Below are 19,233 nucleotides of genomic sequence, written 5' to 3'. Positions count from 1 at the left end.
GGGATTTGCTCCTTCTCCGGTTCGGAAAAGGCCGCCCGGGTGGAACCGGCGGAAAAGCGCCAAGGTCAGGCCGGGACGGCCTTCTCCCGCTTGCGCTGCACAGACGATGGTATGCGCAACGCCTCCCGGTATTTGGCCACCGTTCGGCGGGCGATGTCCACACCCTCCTTGCGAAGACGCTCGACAATCGCGTCATCGGACAAGACGTCGTCAATACCTTCGGCCATGATCATCTCGCGGATGCGAAAGCGTACCGCCTCCGCGCTATGACTTTCGCCACCACTGGTGCCGGCGATGGCAGTGGTGAAGAAATACTTAAGCTCGAACGTCCCGCGCGGTGTCGCGATGTACTTGTTCGCGGTCACGCGGCTGACCGTGCTCTCATGCATGGAGACATGCTCGGCCACGTCGCGGAGAATCAACGGCCGTAAATGTCCGACTCCGAGGCGGAAGAAGGCGTCCTGCCGGCGCACGATCTCGGCGGCCACCTTCAGGATGGTATTGGCGCGCTGTTCCAGGGACTTCACCAGCCAGGTCGCGCTCTGCAGCTTGTCGGCGATGAAGGCCTTGTCGTCCCGGTTGCGGGCGCCGACCACGGCGCGGGCGTGGAAGCCGCGGTTGACCAGGATGCGGGGCAGCGTCTCCGGGTTCAGCTCCACCGCCCAGCCGCCATCATTGGTGCGGCGCATCAGCACATCCGGCACCACCGCCATGGCGGGCGCCGCGTCGAAGCTCGCGCCCGGCTTGGGGTCGAGGCGCTTCAGCTCCGCGACCATCTCCGCCAGATCCTCGGCATCCACGCCGCAGACGCGCATCAGCCCGCGCAGGTCGCGCCGCGCCAGCAGGTCGAGGTTGTCGAGCAGCGCTTCCATGCAGGGGTCGAGGCGGTTGCGGTCCGCCAGCTGCACCGCGAGGCATTCCCGCAGGTCGCGGCAGAACATGCCGACGGGGTCGAGGCGCTGCATGCGCGCGCGCACGGCGGCGACCTTCGCCTCCTCGCACCCCATGGCGGCGGCGATCGCGGCATCGGTCACAGGCAGGCGCCCGGCGGGGTCCACCATCGCCAGCATCTGCGCCGCGATCAGGCGGTCCCGGTGGTCATGGAAGCTCAGCCGCACCTGTTCGCCGAGGTGCTCGCGCAGCGTCTTCCGCGCATCGGCCAGGTCTTCGATGCCGGAGAGGTCGTCGTCGAAATCGGCCCGCCCGCCGCGACCCGCGCCATCCCCCGCGCCGAGTCCCGAGCCGCCGCCGCTGCCGTCGCCATCATAGACATTGCCGTAATCGGCATCGAGCGGGCTGTCAGCCGCCATCGCGGTGGCGGTCGCGGCGTCCAGCGAATCCCGCGGCTCCGGCGCCATCGCTTCCGGCGCGCGTTCATCCGCCACGGTGCGGGGCTCCGGCCGCTCATCCCGCTCCAGCAGCGGGTTGCGCTCCAGCTCCTCCTCCACGAAGGCGGTGACTTCCATGTTGGAGGATTGCAGCAGCTTGATCGCCTGGCGCAGCTGCGGCGTCATCACCAGCGACTGGGTGTGCCGCATGTCGAGGCGCGGGCCGATCGCCATCGCCCTCAGCCCCCCGCCTGGTGATGCGCGGCGCCTGTCATGGGTCCAGGCCTACAGCGAGAAGCGTTCGCCGAGGTAGACGCGGCGGACGCCCTCATGCGCGACGATGTCGCGCGGGCTGCCCTCCATCAGCACCTGGCCGTCATGCAGGATGTAGGCGCGGTCGATGATCTCCAGCGTCTCCCGCACATTGTGGTCGGTGATCAGCACGCCGATTCCGCGATCCTTCAGGTGCTTCACCAGGTCGCGGATCTCCCCCACCGCGATGGGGTCGATGCCGGCCAGCGGTTCGTCCAGCAGGATGTAGCTGGGCTGGGTGGCGAGCGCGCGCGCGATCTCGCAGCGCCGGCGTTCGCCGCCGGACAGCGCGAGCGCGGGGGCGCGGCGGAGGTGGCCGATGCCGAATTCCGCCAGCAGCGCGTCCAGCATCTGCTCCCGCCGGTCGCGGACGGGTTCCACCACTTCCAGCGCGGCGCGGATGTTGTCTTCCACCGACAGGCCGCGGAAGATCGATGCCTCCTGCGGCAGGTAGCCGAGGCCGAGGCGCGCGCGGCGGTACATCGGCAGGAAGGTCACGTCATGGCCGTCCATGGTGACCATGCCCTCATCGGGCTGCACCAGGCCGGTGATCATGTAGAAGGTCGTGGTCTTGCCGGCGCCGTTGGGGCCGAGCAGGCCGACGGCCTCCCCCCGCTTCAGGCTGATGGAGACGTTCCGTACGACCGGGCGCTTCTTGTACCGCTTGCCGAGGCCCTTCGCGACCAGGCCGGAATTGTCGGCGGCAAGCCGCACCGGGGGCGCCCCCGTGCGGAGGTCGCGCGGGCCGTCGGGCGGCGGGCCATCGGGGGGCGTCATCGCGTCGCTCCCTGCGGTGGGCGGGGGGCCGGGGGCGGGGGCGCGGGTACCGGCGCCGGCGTGGGCCGCGCGGCGGGGCGCTGCGCCGGCGCCACGCTGCCGGGGGCGGGTTGCTGCTGCGGCACGACCAGGCCCTGGACCCGGTCGCCGGGCGCGGAGACGAGGCGCGAGACCCCGGTGCGGAGGTTCACGATCGCCTCCGTCCCGTTCAACTGGTTGTCGCCGCGCGTGATGCGCACGCCGCCCATCAGCCGCGCGAGCCCGGTGGGCGGGCTGTAGACGCCGCGATCGCCGCGAACGACTTCCTCCGGCGACCGGATCTCGACGCTGCCATAGGCTTCCACGCGGTCGATGCGACTGTTCTCCGTATTGCCCGGCAGGCCGGGGATGGCGGCGGGGCGGCTGGCGGCGGTGGTGGGTGCCGGGGTGGGCGCGGGCGCAGGTGTGGCCGTCGGCGCGCCGGGCGCAGGCGATTCGAGGAAATAGGCGACCAGCGTATCCGCCGCGATGCGCCGGTTGTCGCTGGTGGTGACCACGGCGCCGCCGCGGCCCACCGCCATGCGGCGCTGCGGCCAGTATTCCAGGCTGTCCCGCGCCGTGATGCGCTGTTCCGGCGTGGTGAGGGACAGGTTCCGGCCCGACATCACCATCACTGCCTGGTCGATGTCATAGACCGCCCGGTCGCCTTCCGCGCGTTCGGTGGCGGAGGTGACCCGGACATTGCCCTCGGCCTCGAAGCGGAAGATCTCCCCGCCGGAGAGCGGGCTTTCGCCGGGCTGGGCGGTGGTGCCGGCGCGGGGGCGGTAGCGCGCGATCAGCCGGTCCGCATCCACCGTCACGCCATCGCGCACCGCGCGCGCATTGCCGCGGGCGACGATCACCTGTTCCTGCTGGCGCCATTCGATCCCGTCGGTCGCCGTGATCTCGACCGGGCCGCCCTGCGTCAGGTCCAGGTTCTGGGCCATCACGGGGGCGGCCACCGGGGCGGCCAGCACGGCCAGCGCGGCGGCCAGTACGGCGCGGCGGATCACTTGCCGCCCTCCAGCACCGCGCGGGCATTGCCGGTGAAGATCACGATCTGGCCGCGATCGATCAGCCGGAAGCCCTGGGCGGTCAGGGTCCCGAAGGGGCCCTGCGCGGCCACGGGGTCATTCCCCATCGCGGCGCCGGCGGCCAGGTCCACCGCCGCCTTCTCCGTCACGAACTGGGTGCCGTCGTCGTGGTGCACGGTCACGCGCCCCACCAGGTCCAGCTGGTTGCGGGGGCGGTCGTAGCGGCCATCGCGCGCCTCGATATAGATCCAGGTGCCGTCGCCCATCAGCAGGTCGGCGCGCGGGGCCTGGAGGTTCACCGTATCCTCGTTGCCCGCCTGGGTGGCGAGGGTGGCGGTCACGTTATAGGGGCGGTTCTGTTCGTCCACGCCCTGGTAGCGGGGATCGACGATACGCAGCGCGTCCGGCCGCGCCGACATCACCCGCTGGAAGGAGATCCGGCCCCGATCCGCCGCGCTGTCGAATTCCGGCCACAGCGCGATGGCCGCCAGCAGGCACACCGCCGCCAGCGGCAGCACGCGCTTGGCAATGCTGACGGCGATGCGCCGCCGGGCAAGCTCCGCGGGCCGCGGGGCGCGCCGTTCCCGCGACGGGGCCAGCATGCGGCGCGGCGGCGCGCGGAAGCCGCCGGGGGCGGAGCCGGCAGGGCGGGAGGAGATGGGCGGGGGCAATCGCACCAAGCCTGTATGGGCCTGCCAGGCCATAGGGTCAACGAGCGGATGGGCCTTCCGGCGATGTCCGGACAAGAAACGTGCCAACCTTTCGTCAACCTGGGCGCGCCTTGGCAACGATCGCGCGATTTCACGGCAGGCCGCGGCCTCATGCCAACGGCCTTTTCGCGTGACCGCTCAAGGCCCCCTGAGACGCCGGGCGGAAACCTCCGGTTTCCTTGGCTTCGCGGCACTTGCCGCGGCGCCCATTCGGGCGCTCGGACCGGTCAGGCGACCGGTCCGCCGGTATCAATGGCTGAACAGGTCGGGATCCTCATAGCCCAGCAGGTCCAGCCGGCCGCGCATGGGCAGGAAGCGGTAGCAGGCTTCCGCGATGTCGAGCCGCCCTTCGCGTTCCAGCAGCGCCTTCAGCCGGGCCCAGAGCGCATGCAGGTGCAGCACGTCCGACGCCGCATAGGTCAGCTGCTCCGGCGTCAGCTCCGGCTGGCCCCAGTCGCTGGATTGCTGCTGCTTCGAGATCTCGACGCCGAGCAGGTCCTTGCACAGGTCCTTCAGGCCATGCCGGTCCGTGTAGGTCCGCACCAGCTTGGAGGCGATCTTGGTGCAGACCACCGGCGCGACCTCCACCCCCAGCGCGTTGTAGAGGGCGGCGACATCGAAGCGGGCGAAGTGAAAGATCTTCAGCACCGACGGGTCGGTCAGCAGCTTCTTCAGGTTCGGGCAATCGCCCCCCCGGCCGCCGAGGCTGGCCGGCAGGATCTGCACGCAATGCGCGGTGCCGTCCCCGGCCGAGAGTTGCACGAGGCAGAGCCGGTCGCGGCGCGGGTCGAGGCCCATCGTCTCGGTATCGATGGCGACGGCGGAGCCGAAGCTCAGTCCTTCCGGCAGGTCGTGCCGATGCAGCTGGATCATGGCGTTCCGGGTGAAAAGCGTCTGGCCCTGGCCGCCGGCGCCCCGGGCGGGGGGGCTCGGCGGCCGGGGCGCGGCCGCGGGTGGTGGGGCCATCGGGGAAGGGGCCCTGTCAGGGGAAAGGCCTGGCCGGTCCGGGGGTGATCCCGTCGCCGGCCGCCGGGCCGCTATAGCGGAGGCAGGGGGTGGCCGCTACCGGGACAGGCTGCTGGCGCGCATCTCCTTCGGCACCTCGCTCACCATCCGCACCTCCACCCGGTTGCGGCCCTTGGCCTTGGCCAGGAAGACGGCGGCATCGGCGCGGCGGAGGAGATCCTCCGCCGCCTGGTCCCGCGGCAGCAGGCCGGTGACGCCGAGGCTGGCGGTCATCCGGGACGGGGCCTCGCCTTCCTCCGCCGCGAAGCTGTGCCGGGCGATGGCGGCGCGCATCGCCTCCGCCAGCGTGGCCGCCGCGGTGGCATCGAGGCCGGGGAGGGAGACGGCGAAGACCTCCCCGCCCAGGCGGCCGAGATTGGCGGGGATGCCCTCCAGTCGCGCCTCCACCAGCCGGGCCACGGCCTGCAGCGCCGCATCGCCGGCGGCGTGGCCGCGCATGTCGTTCAGCAGGCGGAACTGGTCGAGGTCCAGCAGCACCAACGCCAGGGGCGAACCCTGCCGCCGCGCCGCGGCGATGTGGTCCGCCAGGCCGCGCAGGAAATGGCCGCGATTGCCGATCCCGGTCAGGTCGTCGGTCTCCGCGCGGTAGCGCAGTTCCGCGGTGCGGTCGGCCACCTCCTCCGTCAGCCGGGCATTGCCCTCCGCCAGTCGTGCCTCCGCCTCCCGCCGCTCGCTCAGCAGCGCCATGAGGGCGAGGGCATTGGTGGCCATCAGCACCACCATCATCGCGACGGCGCGCAGGGGATTGGGAACGACATCGGGCTGGAAGGGGCCGAGGCCGGCCAGGGTGCCGATGGTGGCGACCACGCTGATCAGCGTCAGCAGGGAATAGGCGGCGCGCAGCGAGATGCGGAGCGTGACCCAGGTGACGGGGATGGTCAGCAGGACCACCGCCTCCGGCTGCACCAGGGCGGAGAAGGGCGGGGGCAGGGCGAAGACCAGCGCGGCCAGGCCGGCCGTGGCGGCGAAGACCGCCGCATCGCCCGCCGCCAGCCGGTGGCCCGGCACGGCGGGCGTGCGTTCGGCGCCGATCCACAGCATCAGGGCGGGGGCGAAGAAGAAGACGCCGCCGGCATCGCACAGCATCCAGCGGGCGAAGACCGAATAGGCCGAGGCCACGGGCAGGTCGCCCGCCAGCAGCAGCGCCGCCGTGCCGCCCAGCGCGGTGAGCCCGGATTGCAGCATCACGCCGCCGGCCACGAAGCCCAGCACGCCGCGCAGCCGGGTGAAGAGGCCGGTGGGCGGGCGCAGCGCCCGCGTCAGCACCGCGCCCACCCAGGGGCCGAGGCTGTTGGAGACCGAGATGAGCGCCGCGGGCAGCAGCCCGGCATCGAGCAGCAGCCCGTTGACGGCGAAGGACCCCAGGAACAGTCCCGGCACCAGCCGCAAGCCGCCCACCAGCGTGGCGACGGCGGCGATGCCGGCGGGCAGCCAGATCGGGGCGGGGAACAGGCCGTAGCGCGCGAAGAACAGGCCCACCGCGGCGCCGAGCCCGGCATAGAGCAGCGCGACCACCAGATTGGCCGCCAGCAGGGGCAGGGGGTGGGTCAGCGACTCCGCGATGGGGGACCTCTCCACCGCCTTGCCGACGGGGGGGGCGCCCCCTGACGGGGTGCTGAAGCCGAAGCCGCCGAAGTGCCTGTCTCGCATCAGGTCGGGACGATCTCGCGGAAGTCGTGTCTAGGCGCAGGCGATGGCGGCGGGGATGCCACCGGGGATGGCCGCGGGCGGGATCGGCACCGGTGGGCGGTGACGGTCCGGCTGCGACAGGCCATGCCGTGCCGCCGGTTCCCCGGGCGAAGCGCGGCACGCCAGTCTGGCATCGCGGCGTGTGCGCCGCAACAACCTGCTAGGGTTGTCGAAGGGCAGCCGCGCCACCCCCGGTGGAGATGCCAACCCGACAAGCTGTGAGATTGCTGCTGCCGCGACCCGCGCGCCGACTGGCACGGGGTGATGGTGCCCAGGAAAGGCACCCTTCCCCAATGATTTAGCCCTAACCTACTGATAAATCGTGATGGGTTTTCGCTCTGGATGATCGTCTTTTACGGGTTTTCGGGTGCCCCAGCGCCGTGCAACCTCCGTCGGAGTCGCGCTCGGCTGCATCGCCTCGGCGACAATCAGGCGTTTCTGCTCCACCGCCCAGGCCCGGCGCCGCTCACCGCGGGTCACCACCTCCACCACCTCGCTGCGTGCACTCATGCGACTTCTCGTATGAGCGCTCACAGTCCCCGCCTCGATCTCCATCCCAAACTCCACCGCGACATCAGCCGCGACAGCGCACCATCAGCAGCCCGCGCCGCAAGGTGGGTCCCAGACGACGGTTACGTCGCAAGAGGAGCCGGTGAGTGGTGCCGTCGCCGCGTCGTCCGTCATGGCAACCACTTCAGTTGACCAACCGGGTCAGCTCAAGGCCGGGTTCCCGCCGCAGCACAGGACCAAGCCACATTCAACGAACTCACTGGAACGGCTGAACAAGGAGGTCCAACGCCGCGCCGACGTGGTCGGCATTTTTCCCTTCGAAGCCTCCATCATCCGCCTGACAGGTGGCGTCCTGCCCGAAGCCAACGACGAACGGCAGATGCAGCACCGCTACATGGGCGTCGAGGCCATGGGCGAGACGCTCAACCCGGCACTCACCAACGAAACCCTGCAACTTCCACCCAAGGCCGCCTGAGCCGTGGCCACCTCAAGCCTGACAGCATTTTCCACCACGTTGACTGACGTGACCCGTGGCACCGCCCTGCTACATTCTTGGTCCAAAATGACAGTCCATCAACTCAATAGGGATCACATCAATACGGATCCCATTCGTCATCTTCAGAGCGACGGGACACCCACCGTGCCGTGCTGCCTATACATGCAACCGCACCGACCAGAAGGTGGCGAAGCCCGAAGCCCATCCGACGTAGCAGCCGTCCCACCGAAGGTGGCTCTTCCATCCGCGCGATGAGTTCGCTGACCTCCTTCCGCCGGCGCGCCATTTCGCAATCACGGCATGAACACTGCGGTCGGTCGCAAGGTTGGCTACATGCGCCCGAATTTACGACCTTCAGTCCAGCGCCGCTCATATCAGGCGCCCTCCGTGTGGCCCAGCGCGGGATCGATCGTTCAGCGCCGCTGAAGCCTCTTGCACAGCGTCGAATAGGCCGACCGAGCGGAATTGGAGGCTTCGCGCAGTATCATGGTGGACGATCTTAACGTGATGAACCGGCGCGCGATGCCAAGGCAGACGCGCTGCGTGGACCAGTAGAAGTTGATCGGCGAGCAGGCGCGCCCCTCGTCTGGCTGTGTTGGCACATGCGTCGCGGACGGGTACCGAACGGCGTCCCGCAGAACTGGCGACGAAGCCGAGGCCATCCCGCTGCCGCTGCTGGGCGCGGATACGCACGCCGTCGCGCCGGTGCAGCAGAGCCTGCCACATTTCGTATTCCGGCAGCCGCACCCCGCCCGTCTTGCAGCCACGCCGTGTTGTCCGGCTGCGCGTCTTGTCACCCCGCATGCAGCCGCCGATTGCGGTCTGTCCGCGTTTCATCGTATCGGCGCGAGCCGTCGCGGCCTCGCCGCGCACAGGTGATAAAGCGAGCGGCGAAGGGCTACGTGGGCGCGCAAGACATACCGCTCGGCTTCGCCAAGGACGGTAAGGCGCCCGAACCGCAGCCCAGGATGGACACCGGGCGGCACCAATGGCGCGGGAGGCACACACCTAGGCGAGCACGCATGCAGCTCGCTGATTTCGGTTACCGCGCCGACCCTCACTGTTCCCGACCTTACACGCCATGCGCAACGCGCGTTGTCGCAAAAGTGCGCGCCCCAGCTCTCGACTGCCATGAGATGTTTGTTGATGAGCGCGTAGTTTGGCGCAGCAGTTCGTCAGTGGTGACCTGCTCCCCTGAAATGGCGCAATTTTCTGGCAGAGTCCGATCCAGCAAGGGACGGACGAATGAAGCGCAGCAGGTTCAGCGATGAGCAGATCATCGGGATCTTGAAGGAGCAGGAAGACGGCCGCGACTGAGATCGTGTCCCATCGCGCTCCTGCACCACGCGGACACGATCCATGTTCAGGGTGCCTGCTTCCGCATGCTCATCTTCAGATCATCCATGATGAGCCGGTACATCTGCGGAGAACGCCTTGATACTACGCTGTGCCACATGTGAAGGTCCAGCAAGCGGCCCGGATTCAGCCGCAGCAGTTCACGCTTGATGAACGGAAACCCATCCTGAAGCAGGGCCAGCCACAGGTCACTCGTCGGGTTCAAGGCAATGCGGCGGCGCCAGCACGCCAATGCACGCTCATTCGCCAGCCGCCGCACACTCTGCTCGATAGTGACCGGGCCGTCTGGCTGCGGCGCGTTCTGGGCTTCCTGCAGCGTGCCGAGCAGCGCGAAGTAGTCCCAGATCGCAGCGCACCGGAGCCCGGCAGACTGCATGCGATGCGTCATCCACAACTCGTAGAAATGGATCGCTGCCCATTTGGACCTGACATTGCGCACGCGCTGCCAGAATTCGGCAAAACCCGCGCTGGCCAGTGCTGCGGGGCCAAAGGCCACGAAGAAGGATTGGAGATGGTAGCGATGCTGCCAACTGTCAGTCAGCGACCAGACGTCGGCCTTGCCGAAATCCATCCGATCAAAGATATCGCCGAGCCCCACGAGGGGACCGTAGACGCTATCATTGGCCAGAAGCAACAGATCAGCCTTGATCTGCGCCTGGAAGAACGCGGCGATGCCATCGCGGTAGGCACCAAAGTCGTAGCCGCGATTGCGCCGGATGAGGATGAGAGCGCAGTGCTCGGCCAGCCATTGGGCGCTATCCGCCTCAAGGGTGGCAGCGTTGGTCACGAAGACGATGCCGAAGCCTGACCGCCGCAGCGCCAACAGATAGCAACGGGTGTGCTGCTTCACGATACCGCGGTCGTCGAAGTGCACGAACACGCAGCACCGCTTTCCCAGGGCTGCCAGGCCCGGCCTGCGCTCTGTCACCTGGGAACCCTGGTCGCCTGCGGCCAAATGATAGAAGAACCGGGCCAGGATGATGCGCCAGAGGCCAGTCGTCAGCGTCGCCCCGCGCCGTAGCCAGGTCATCAAGGCTATCATGTGGCGCGAGCCGGGAAGCGCGCTTCCTTCGCCGCTCGCTCGGCGTCGGCAGCAACCTGAATCGCCGTCCTCTGCTGGCCCTGTAGACGCCAGCCCAGCATTTCGGCATCCACCGCCGGCCAGAAGAGGTCGGTTCCGGCCGCAGGACCGTGCGGCCCTGACGATTGATGGTGATGCAGAATGCGTGCGCGAAGGTCGCCCAGCCACGTGACCGCCAGCGCCGGTCGGCCACCTTCGACCTGCAGTTCCATCGTCGCCGCGCAGTAGACCACGGACGCATCGGCCCAGGTCAAAGGCCGTGCCGGATCGCGCAGTGTGGCGATGACGGATCGAGCGACGCCGCCAAGCTGCTGCGCCTCATCGAAGGCCGCCTTGTTGACGAGGGAAATGAAACAGGTGGCAGCGGTGGTATCGGCATGGCGGTGGCCACCGGCCTCGCGCAGTGCGCGCAGTCTTGTGGCAATGCCGTCCTCGCCGCGCTCCGCAGCAAGGAGGATCAACTCGGCCTCCGCAGCGAATGCCAGGTCCTCTGCATCGCCATCATCCGCGCCTAAATCCCGAAGCGCCGCCCGCAACCGCCCGGCGGCTCTGATCGCACCTTCGAAGAGCGCCTGCGGCGGCTTGCCAGTTCGCTTCTGTACCCAGCCGCGGGCAAGCAGAATGCCGGCCAATCCAAGCGGTTCCCGCGTGACCAGGGCCTCCAGGCTGAGCGCATCCGTGGGTGCAGCACCAAGGCGTTCGAGCTGACTTCCCCAGCGCGCCTGAGCCGCGGCATTCAGTGCGGTCCAGACCGCATCTGCCTCGGCGAGGCCGGCCGTTACCAGTTCGCGATACAGCCGTGCACGGGCACCGAAACCGAGATCGGATTCCGCTGGCACGGTCTCGGCCACCTGCCGAAGCCATTCGCGGTACCGAACGCGGGAGGTGGTGCCGGGTGCCGCGGCATCAGGCAGCCGGCCCGCCATCGCCACCAGCTGCGCGCCCTCCCGTACCACCGACACCGTCTCGAACCCTGCCTCGCGAAGAGCCCAGCGCAGGCTTTCCGCTGACTGGATCACCAGGTGCCAGCCGGGCGAGAGCAAAGGAACCAGGAGGCCATCTCCAGTGTCCGGGCGGATCATCTCGGCGGCCGGCGTGGTCAGCAGTAGCGTGCCATCCTCCCGCAGCGCCTGGCGGAGCGTGGCCAGCATCGGCACGGGGTCGGCCATGTGCTCAATGAACTCGGAGGCGTGGATCACATCGGCACAGGCGTGGTCCAGACCGCTGGCCTCCAGGTACCTGCTCTCGATCGGAACACCCAACTGGTCGCGACCTGCGGCCGCGAAAGGTGAGGGGTCGAGCCCACGCACCTGCCAGCCAAGCATGCGCCTTGCGAAGTCGAGTGAGAGGCCGAAGCCGCAGCCGACTTCAACGAAAGCGGTTCCTGGGGGGCGGGACAGCGCCTCGAGCCGCATCGCCATGCCGCCGATGTTGGCACCCTGCTGCAGGTAGAAGGTCAACGCATCGGTGCCCCCGGCGGGCAAGTTGGAGTAGGCGCCAGCCATCGGGCCCTCGAAATAATGGGCTCCGCAGGCCTCGCAGGCGAAAAGCCGAACCCTGGACGCATTGACTGGCGCCGAGAGCACCAGTCTGCGCCCCTTTTCCCGGTAGCAATTCGGGCAGCGAGCGTGTTCAGAGGCACCGCCCGCCGGCTCCCGGTTCACGGCGGTCGCGTCTGAATGCCATTCGAACATCTGTTGGCGGACCCTATTGCGCTGCGGAAGGCTCGGTTCGACGCAAGCCGGGCTCCGCCACCCGCCACGTGAGCCAGCAGAAGCGCTGCCGGGTGTACCGCGGCAGGACCGGCCGGCCGCCGCAGCGCTTACATCAGGAGCGGCGTTCTGTATCGACATCTAGGCCCTACTTGAGCGCCTGTTTGTCGAGACATGTGTACTTCCACGACTCAATCGCGACCTCCGACGGAGTTCTCGCGCGGAACGCGACAGGCGCCTGGCTTGCGTCCAGGTCTCGGCTTGTGCCGGTTCCGGTGGGCGGTTTCGAAGACGTCGCAGGCGTCGTGCTTCTCAGCCTGTCTGGCCACCCTTGTGTGGTGAGGGGCGGATTCCCGGGAGTTGGAGTTCTCAGGCGCGACAAGGTCTGGTGACCCTGCGGCTGCCCAGGGCTGCGAGCAGAGCCCCCCCTGCCAGCGCAGCAGCATGATCCGGACATACTGAGGGCCCGACGGGGTGGGGCGGATCGGGCGGTGCTGGCGTGGCCGCGCCGCTTGCCGCGCCGCACGGCCGCGTCGAGACCATCGGTCGCGCCGATGTCAGGTCATGGGAGTTGCGCAAGGGAACCTTCCTGGCGCCGGCGGCAAGAGGCGGAACCGCTGTCATGCGTTGGGGAGGCTGATCCCCTCGGTTGAAAGGCGAGGCCGACGCCGGCTTCACGCTGTGCGGGCCGGCGTTGCGAAGGGCGGCAGCCGTCCGGCCACAGGGGACGAATCCGCGGTGCGGCGGCTACACGGAAATACCACTCGTGACTACAGGCGATGATTGGGTCCCATCAATGCCAGGCGGACAGATGAAGTCAATAAACACTGTATACGAATAATAAATTGCTGGAATTCGAGGGCTTTATCCGAAGTCGCCAGGATCAGCCCGGCTTCGGCAGGACACCAAACTCAGCGCAACTACGCTTTACCGCCAACAAACAGTGCGAAAACCTCGACAAATGAGCCAGTACGACTCGCCGCCTTTGATGTAGAAGACGTTACCCGCCTCTCTTTGTTCAGAGAATGAGCCGAGGGGGCTGTCCAAACCTTGCGGCCGTGGCTCGAAATCTCGGGCCTGCCGCAGTGCAGAGAGAGAAGATAGATGAGTTTCTCAGGCCCGACGACGACGATTTCCGGGATCGACATCTCTCAGGACAGCGGCAGCTCAGCGGCTGACTTCGTCACCAAGAATGCAATTCAGAACGTCACTGCGACCCTCTCGGCGGCGCTGGTGTCTGGTGAGGCGCTAGAGGCTTCGGTTGATGGCGGGTTGAACTGGACGGATATCTCGTCCTCCGTGTTTGCGGGAACGTCGGTCGCATGGTCTTCCGTGACGCTGGCGGGTAACTCAAGCCTCCAGTTCAGGGTTGTGTCGGGCGGCCTGTCCGGCCCGGTCTCAAGTCAGGCTTACGTGGTGGACACGGTCGCGCCGACGACCACGGTGTTGGGTGTCGACATTTCGGCGGACACCGGCAGTTCCGCGTCTGACTTCCTCACCAAAACCGCGAGCCAGACTGTCACGGCCACTCTCTCTGCTCCGCTGGCGGCGGGGGAGATTCTGGAGGCATCGGTCGACAACGGTACAACCTGGACGACGATCACGGGTTCTGTGGTTGGCACTTCGGTCAGTTGGTCGGGTGCGGCGCTTCTGTCCGGGACGAACAGCCTTCGGCTGCGCGTCACTGACGCTGCGGGCAACACCGGCACTGAGTCAGTCAGGCCGTACGAACTCGATACGGTGGCTCCGGGCACGACGGTGTCGTCTATCTCCATCTCGGACGATACGGGCGTTTCCTCGAGCGACCTGGTCACCAAGACGGCTTCCCAGACCATCACGACGACACTTTCGTCGGGGTTGGCTGGTGGCGAGATCCTTGAGCTGTCCGTGGATGGCGGGGCCAGCTGGTCCGACATCAGCGCGTCCGTCACTGGGACTTCGGTTTCCGCTGCTGCCCAGTTGATCGGCGGCACCAGCAGCATCCAGATGCGCGTGACCGATGCGGCTGGGAACTATGGTCCGGCTCAGGGCCTGGGCTACACGCTGCTGACCGTCGCGCCGGATGTGACGGTGTCGGCGATCGACATCAGCGCCGATACCGGGACGTCGGATTCCGACTTCAATACCAACAACTCGTCGCAGACGATTTCTGCGACTCTCTCTTCCACCTTGGGTGTGGATCAGATTCTGCTCGGTTCCGTCGACGGTGGCGTGTCCTGGGGGTCTCTCAACGGCGCTGTTTCTGGCACCACTCTCAACTGGTCGGTGTCGCTCAGGCCAGGCAGCAACGACATTCTGTTGCGCGTGGAAGATTTTGCCGGAAACTCGGGCCCTGTGGCCAGCAGGAGCTACGTCCTTGACACCGTGGCGCCGCTGACATCCGCGGCCAGCATCGACATTTCGGATGACACAGGGGCATCTCCCTCGGACTTCCGGACAAACGAATCTGCCCAGACGGTGACGGCGACGCTGTCCACCGCCCTGGCGTCGGGCGAGATCCTGGAAGGCTCGACGGATGGCGGTGCGACCTGGACGGACATCACGGGCTCGGTGACCGGCACGGCGGTGAACTGGGTTGGCGCCACCCTTTCGGGCGCCAGCGCCATTCAGTTCCAGGTGAAGGATCTGGCGGGCAATATCGGCTCCCTGTCCAGCCAGGCCTATGTGCTCGACACCGCGTCGACGACGATCTCGGGCATCGGCATTTCGGCCGATACCGGCGGTTCGGCGTCTGACTTCATTACCAAGACCGCGAGCCAGACCATTACTGCGACCCTCGGGTCTGCGCTGGAAGCCGGCGAGATCCTGGAAGGGTCCGTGGATGGCGGCGCGTCCTGGATAGACATCACGAGTTCGGTGTCCGGCACCTCGGTGACTTGGGTTGGCGCGACGCTGGCGGGCAGCAGCTCCATCAAGCTGCGGACCACCGATGTTGCCGGCAATACGAGTGTCGACACGCAGAACTACGTGCTGGATACATCGCCGGCGACGACGACCGCGTCTTCCATCGATATCTCGTCGGATACCGGTATCTCCTCGAACGACTTCGTCACCAAGGATGCTGCCCAGACGATCACGGCGACGCTGTCGTCCGCGTTGGTAGCGGGTGAGGCGCTTTACGGTTCGGTCGATGGCGGCGCGACCTGGACGGACATCACGGGGTCGGTGACCGGCACGGCGGTGAGCTGGTCTGGTCCTAACGCGACCCTGGTGGGTAGCGACTCAATTGTGCTGCGCGTCACCGACGCGGCCGGCAATAACGGCGTTCTGTCCAGCCAGAACTACGTCCTTGACCAGACGGGTACGGGGGTGTCGGCGATCGACATTTCCGACGACACTGGCAGTTCCGACAGCGATTTCATCACCAGCGCGGGCAGCCAGACGATCACGGCGACGCTGGGCGCAACGCTGGATACCGGCGACCTGGTGGAAGGCTCGATCGACAACGGGGCGACCTGGACCGATATCACGAGTTCCGTGACGGGCACGACGGTAACCTGGGCTGGCCAGACGCTGACCGGCAGCAATACCATTCAGATCAAGGTGACTGACGCGGCCGGCAATGTCGGCACGATCGCCAGCCAGGCCTATGTGATCGACACGACGGCGGCGACGACGACCGTCTCCGCGATCGGTCTCTCGTCCGATACCGGCGCTCTGACGACCGATCTCGTCACCAACGACGCCGGTCCCCAGACGATCAATGCGACGCTGTCTGCTGCGCTCACGACGGGCGAAGTCCTGGAAGGCTCGCTCGATGGCGGGGTGACCTGGGCGGATGTCACCTTTGCGGCCACTGGTACCGTGATCGCCTGGTCGGGGGTGGCGCTGTCGGCGGGTGTCAATGACATCCGCCTGCGGGTGACGGATGCCGCCGGCAATGTCGGCATCCCCTCCATCCAGGCCTATGAACTCGACCAGACGGCGCCGTTGACGGCGGTGTCGATCACCAGCATCTCGAACGACAGCGGCACCTCCTCGAGCGATTTCCTGACGAAAACCCCGTTCCAGATCGTCAATGTGGCGTTCTCCGCGCCGCTGGCGGTGGGCGAGTACGTTGAAGCCTCGGTGGATGGCGGGGTGACTTGGGCAGCGCAAGGCGGTGTTGCCGGCACGTCCACGCATAGCTTCGGCGTGACCCTGCCGGGCGCATTCGGGACAGTGGCGTCCTCGAGCATCCAGGTTCGGGTCACCGATGTCGCCGGCAATGGCGGTACGGCTGGCATTCAGAACTACGTGCTTGATCAGCTCGATCCGGTGACCACGGCGTCGAACATCGACATCTCCTCGGATACGGGGGTCTCGTCCAGCGATTTCGAGACCAAGCAGGCCACGCAGACGATCACGGCGACGCTCACCACGCCGCTGGATCCCGGTGACATCCTGCAGGGCTCCGTCGATGGCGGGGTGAACTGGACGGACATCACGAACCAGATCAGCGGCACGATCGTTACCTGGACCGGCGCCACACTCTCCGGCAGCTCGTCGATCGAGCTTCGGGTCGTCGATGCGGCCGGCAATATCGGTACTGTGAGCGCTCAGTCCTATGTGCTCGATACGGTCGGGGCGACGACGGTGTCGGGGATCGGTCTGTCCAGCGATACGGGCAGCTCCGCGTCCGACCTGATCACCAATGTGGCCGCCCAGACCGTGACGGCGACTCTGTCGTCCCCGCTTCTGGCTGGCGAGATCCTTGAAGGGTCCGTCGACGGCGGCGCCACCTGGACCACCATCAGCGGCGGCGTCGGCAGCACGGCGGTGAACTGGACAGGTGTTACCCTGTCGGGCAGTTCCAGCATCCAGCTGCGCGTGACCGATGTGGCCGGCAATGTCGGTGTCGCGGGGACCGCGGCCTATGTGCTCGACACCACGGCGGCGACCACGACGGTGTCGCAGATCGACATCTCCGCTGACGCAGGGACGCTGGCCACCGACTTCCTGACCAATGTGGCCACCCAGGACATCACGGCGACGCTGTCGACCGCGCTGCTGGCCGGCGAGGTCCTGGAGGGTTCTGTCGATGGTGGCCTGACCTGGACGGACATCACGACTTCCGTATCCGGCACGGCCGTCAACTGGGTGGGCGCCACCCTGCTGAGTGGTGTGCAGAGCGTCACGAGCTCGAGCATCCACATGCGGGTGCTCGATGCCGCGGGCAATGCAGGCATCAGCTCCACGCAGGCCTATGTGCTCGATACGCAGTTCACGACGATCTCGGGGATCGCCATTTCCTCGGATACCGGCACATCGGCGACTGACGACATCACGAAGGATGCGCTCCAGACGGTGACGGCGACGCTGTCGGCACCGCTGCTGCCTGGCGAAGTCCTGGAGCTGTCGGTCGATGGCGGCGTGAGCTGGGCGAATGTGGCTCCCAGCTCGGTTACCGGCACGGCTGTTTCCGCCCCCGCCGTACTGGCATCTGGCAGCAACAGTGTTCAGCTGCGCCTTACGCCGGATGCGGCTGGAAACCGTGGTTTCGCCAGCCTGGCCTATGAGCTGGACACCACGCCGCCCGCGACGACGCTTTCCGGGATCGACATCTCCTCGGATACCGGCACCTCGGCCAGCGACTTCGTCACGAATGTTGCGGCCCAGACGGTCACGGCGACGCTGTCCTCGGCTCTCGCCACCGGTGAGGTCCTCCAGGGTTCGGTCGACGGCGGCGCGACCTGGTCTGACATCACGCCATCGGCCACCGGCACGGCGGTGAGCTGGACCGGCTTGACGCTGGCGGGCAGCTCCAGCGTGCAGCTGCGCGTCATGGACGCGGCCGGCAACACCGGCAGCGTGGCGTCCGAAGCCTATGTGCTGGATACCACGGCGCCGACGACCACGCTTTCGGCGATCGACATCGCGTCGGATAGCGGTGCCTCTGCGACCGACTTCGTCACCAATGTGGCGAGCCAGACGGTCACGGCGACGCTGTCCTCGGCTCTCGCCACGGGCGACATCCTGGAAGGCTCCGTCGATGGCGGGGCGTCCTGGTCCGACATCACCGGTTCGGTGTCCGGTACGGCCGTGTCCTGGGCTACCGCGACCCTCGCCGGCAGCTCGAGCATCCAGCTGCGCGTGACCGATGCCGCCGGCAACACCGGCAGCGCGGCCAGCCAGGCTTATGTGCTGGATACAACGGCGCCTGGCGTGTCCGGGATCGACATCTCGTCGGATAGCGGCACGCTCGCGACCGATTTCCTGACCAATGTGGCAAGCCAGATCGTCACGGCGACGCTGAACGCGGCGTTGGCGGCGGGCGAGGTTCTGGAAGGCTCGGTGGATGGCGGGACGACGTGGACGAACATCACCGGTTCGGTGTCCGGCACGGCGGTAACCTGGTCGGGCGTGACGCTGTCCGGCAGCTCGACCATCCAGCTGCGCGTGACGGATGAGGCCGGCAATGTCGGCTCCACGAGCCAGGCCTATGTGGTCGATACCGTTGCGCCGACGAAGACGCTCTCGGGCTTCGATATCTCCGCGGATACGGGCACTTTTGCGACCGACTTCGTCACCAACGCGGCCAGCCAGACGGTAACGGCGACGCTGTCGTCGGCGCTGGCGACTGGCGAGATCCTGCAGGGTTCGGTGGACGGCGGGACGAGCTGGTCTGACATCACGTCCGCGGCAAGCGGTACGGCGGTCAGCTGGACAGGCGCGACGCTGGCCGGCAGCTCCAGCATCCAGGTCCGCGTCATGGACGCGGCTGGCAACGCTGGCGCGGCGTTCGGTCAGGTCTATGAACTCGATACGGTTGCCCCGGCGACGACGTTCTCGGGCTTCGACATCTCCGCGGACACGGGCACCTCGGCCGGCGACTTCGTCACCAAGGCGGCCAGCCAGACGGTAACGGCGACGCTGTCGTCGGCGCTGGCGGCTGGCGATATCTTGCAGGGTTCTGTGGACGGCGGGGCGACCTGGTCTGACATCACGTCCGCGGCGAGCGGTACGGCGGTCAGCTGGGCTGGCGCGACGCTGGCCGGCAGCTCCAGCATCCAGCTCCGCGTCATGGACGTGGCTGGCAACGCTGGCGCGGCGTTCGATCAGGCCTATGTTCTCGATACGGTGGCGCCGACGACGACGCTGTCGGGCCTTGCCATTGGCACGGATACCGGAACGTCGACGAGCGACCGTCTCACGAAGGTTGCGAGCCAGACCGTGACGGCGACCCTGTCGTCCGCGTTGGCTTC

Annotated in this window: 10 protein-coding genes and 1 pseudogene; 2 read left to right on the top strand and 9 right to left on the bottom strand. The window is 67.5% G+C overall.

Features of this window, described 5'->3' with window-relative positions; all coding sequences use genetic code 11:
- Positions 1-65: 65 nt before the first annotated feature.
- The 7 genes from rpoN to BM041_RS30230 all read right to left on the bottom strand — a co-directional run bounded on the left by rpoN (position 66) and on the right by BM041_RS30230 (position 7,404).
- Complete coding sequence (gene rpoN / locus BM041_RS26050) at positions 66-1,562, bottom strand: RNA polymerase factor sigma-54 (RefSeq protein WP_092962845.1); 1,497 nt, start codon at positions 1,560-1,562, stop codon at positions 66-68.
- A 51-nt stretch (positions 1,563-1,613) separates the two neighbouring features.
- Positions 1,614-2,417 carry an LPS export ABC transporter ATP-binding protein gene (lptB, locus tag BM041_RS26045; RefSeq protein WP_175534188.1) on the bottom strand — a complete coding sequence of 268 codons (804 nt, stop codon included), beginning with the start codon at positions 2,415-2,417 and terminating at the stop codon, positions 1,614-1,616.
- Positions 2,414-3,448, bottom strand: coding sequence for an LptA/OstA family protein (locus tag BM041_RS26040; RefSeq protein ID WP_245762277.1), 1,035 nt, complete (start codon positions 3,446-3,448; stop codon positions 2,414-2,416). Before BM041_RS26040 ends, lptB begins: the two co-directional genes overlap by 4 nt.
- The gene (gene lptC / locus BM041_RS26035) at positions 3,445-4,146 is read right to left on the bottom strand and encodes an LPS export ABC transporter periplasmic protein LptC (protein WP_245762283.1); all 702 of its coding nucleotides are present in this window, start codon (positions 4,144-4,146) and stop codon (positions 3,445-3,447) included. The genes BM041_RS26040 and lptC overlap by 4 nt, the downstream gene beginning before the upstream one ends.
- 282 nt (positions 4,147-4,428) lie before the next feature.
- Complete coding sequence (locus tag BM041_RS26030; RefSeq protein ID WP_217648851.1) at positions 4,429-5,052, bottom strand: ribonuclease D; 624 nt, start codon at positions 5,050-5,052, stop codon at positions 4,429-4,431.
- Positions 5,053-5,241: 189 nt separating this feature from the next.
- On the bottom strand, positions 5,242-6,855 hold the full coding sequence (locus BM041_RS26025; protein ID WP_092962843.1) for a sensor domain-containing diguanylate cyclase: 1,614 nt from the start codon (positions 6,853-6,855) through the stop codon (positions 5,242-5,244).
- A gap of 348 nt (positions 6,856-7,203) precedes the next feature.
- Positions 7,204-7,404, bottom strand: coding sequence for a hypothetical protein (locus BM041_RS30230; protein WP_139226189.1), 201 nt, complete (start codon positions 7,402-7,404; stop codon positions 7,204-7,206).
- Positions 7,405-7,621: 217 nt separating this feature from the next.
- Here BM041_RS30230 and BM041_RS26020 point away from each other — a divergent pair.
- Positions 7,622-7,879: pseudogene (locus BM041_RS26020) on the top strand (transposase); the annotation flags it as partial.
- Between the two features lie 1,384 nt (positions 7,880-9,263).
- Here BM041_RS26020 and BM041_RS26015 read toward each other — a convergent pair.
- Entirely contained in the window at positions 9,264-10,286 is a 1,023-nt protein-coding gene (locus BM041_RS26015) for a rhamnan synthesis F family protein (RefSeq protein WP_175534186.1), read from the bottom strand.
- Positions 10,287-10,294: 8 nt separating this feature from the next.
- Complete coding sequence (locus BM041_RS26010; protein ID WP_175534185.1) at positions 10,295-11,842, bottom strand: methyltransferase domain-containing protein; 1,548 nt, start codon at positions 11,840-11,842, stop codon at positions 10,295-10,297.
- 1,311 nt (positions 11,843-13,153) lie between these two features.
- On the opposite strand from BM041_RS26010, the gene BM041_RS30820 reads away from it, so the two are divergent.
- A partial coding sequence (locus BM041_RS30820; protein ID WP_175534184.1) for an Ig-like domain repeat protein occupies positions 13,154-19,233 on the top strand: 6,080 nt, incomplete at its 3' end.

Origin of the sequence: Falsiroseomonas stagni DSM 19981 (genome assembly GCF_900114315.1) — a bacterium.
Lineage (GTDB): Bacteria > Pseudomonadota > Alphaproteobacteria > Acetobacterales > Acetobacteraceae > Falsiroseomonas > Falsiroseomonas stagni.
This window is presented reverse-complemented; position numbering and strand designations above follow the sequence as displayed.

What these genes read in the sequence shown, in the direction of transcription:
- rpoN (WP_092962845.1), bottom strand. Translation starts at nt 1,562, where the DNA reads ATGGCGATCGGCCCGCGCCTCGACATGCGGCACACCCAGTCGCTGGTG.
- lptB (WP_175534188.1), bottom strand. Translation starts at nt 2,417, where the DNA reads ATGACGCCCCCCGATGGCCCGCCGCCCGACGGCCCGCGCGACCTCCGC.
- BM041_RS26030 (WP_217648851.1), bottom strand. Translation starts at nt 5,052, where the DNA reads ATGATCCAGCTGCATCGGCACGACCTGCCGGAAGGACTGAGCTTCGGC.
- BM041_RS26025 (WP_092962843.1), bottom strand. Translation starts at nt 6,855, where the DNA reads ATGCGAGACAGGCACTTCGGCGGCTTCGGCTTCAGCACCCCGTCAGGG.
- BM041_RS30230 (WP_139226189.1), bottom strand. Translation starts at nt 7,404, where the DNA reads ATGAGTGCACGCAGCGAGGTGGTGGAGGTGGTGACCCGCGGTGAGCGG.
- BM041_RS26015 (WP_175534186.1), bottom strand. Translation starts at nt 10,286, where the DNA reads ATGACCTGGCTACGGCGCGGGGCGACGCTGACGACTGGCCTCTGGCGC.
- BM041_RS26010 (WP_175534185.1), bottom strand. Translation starts at nt 11,842, where the DNA reads ATGGCTGGCGCCTACTCCAACTTGCCCGCCGGGGGCACCGATGCGTTG.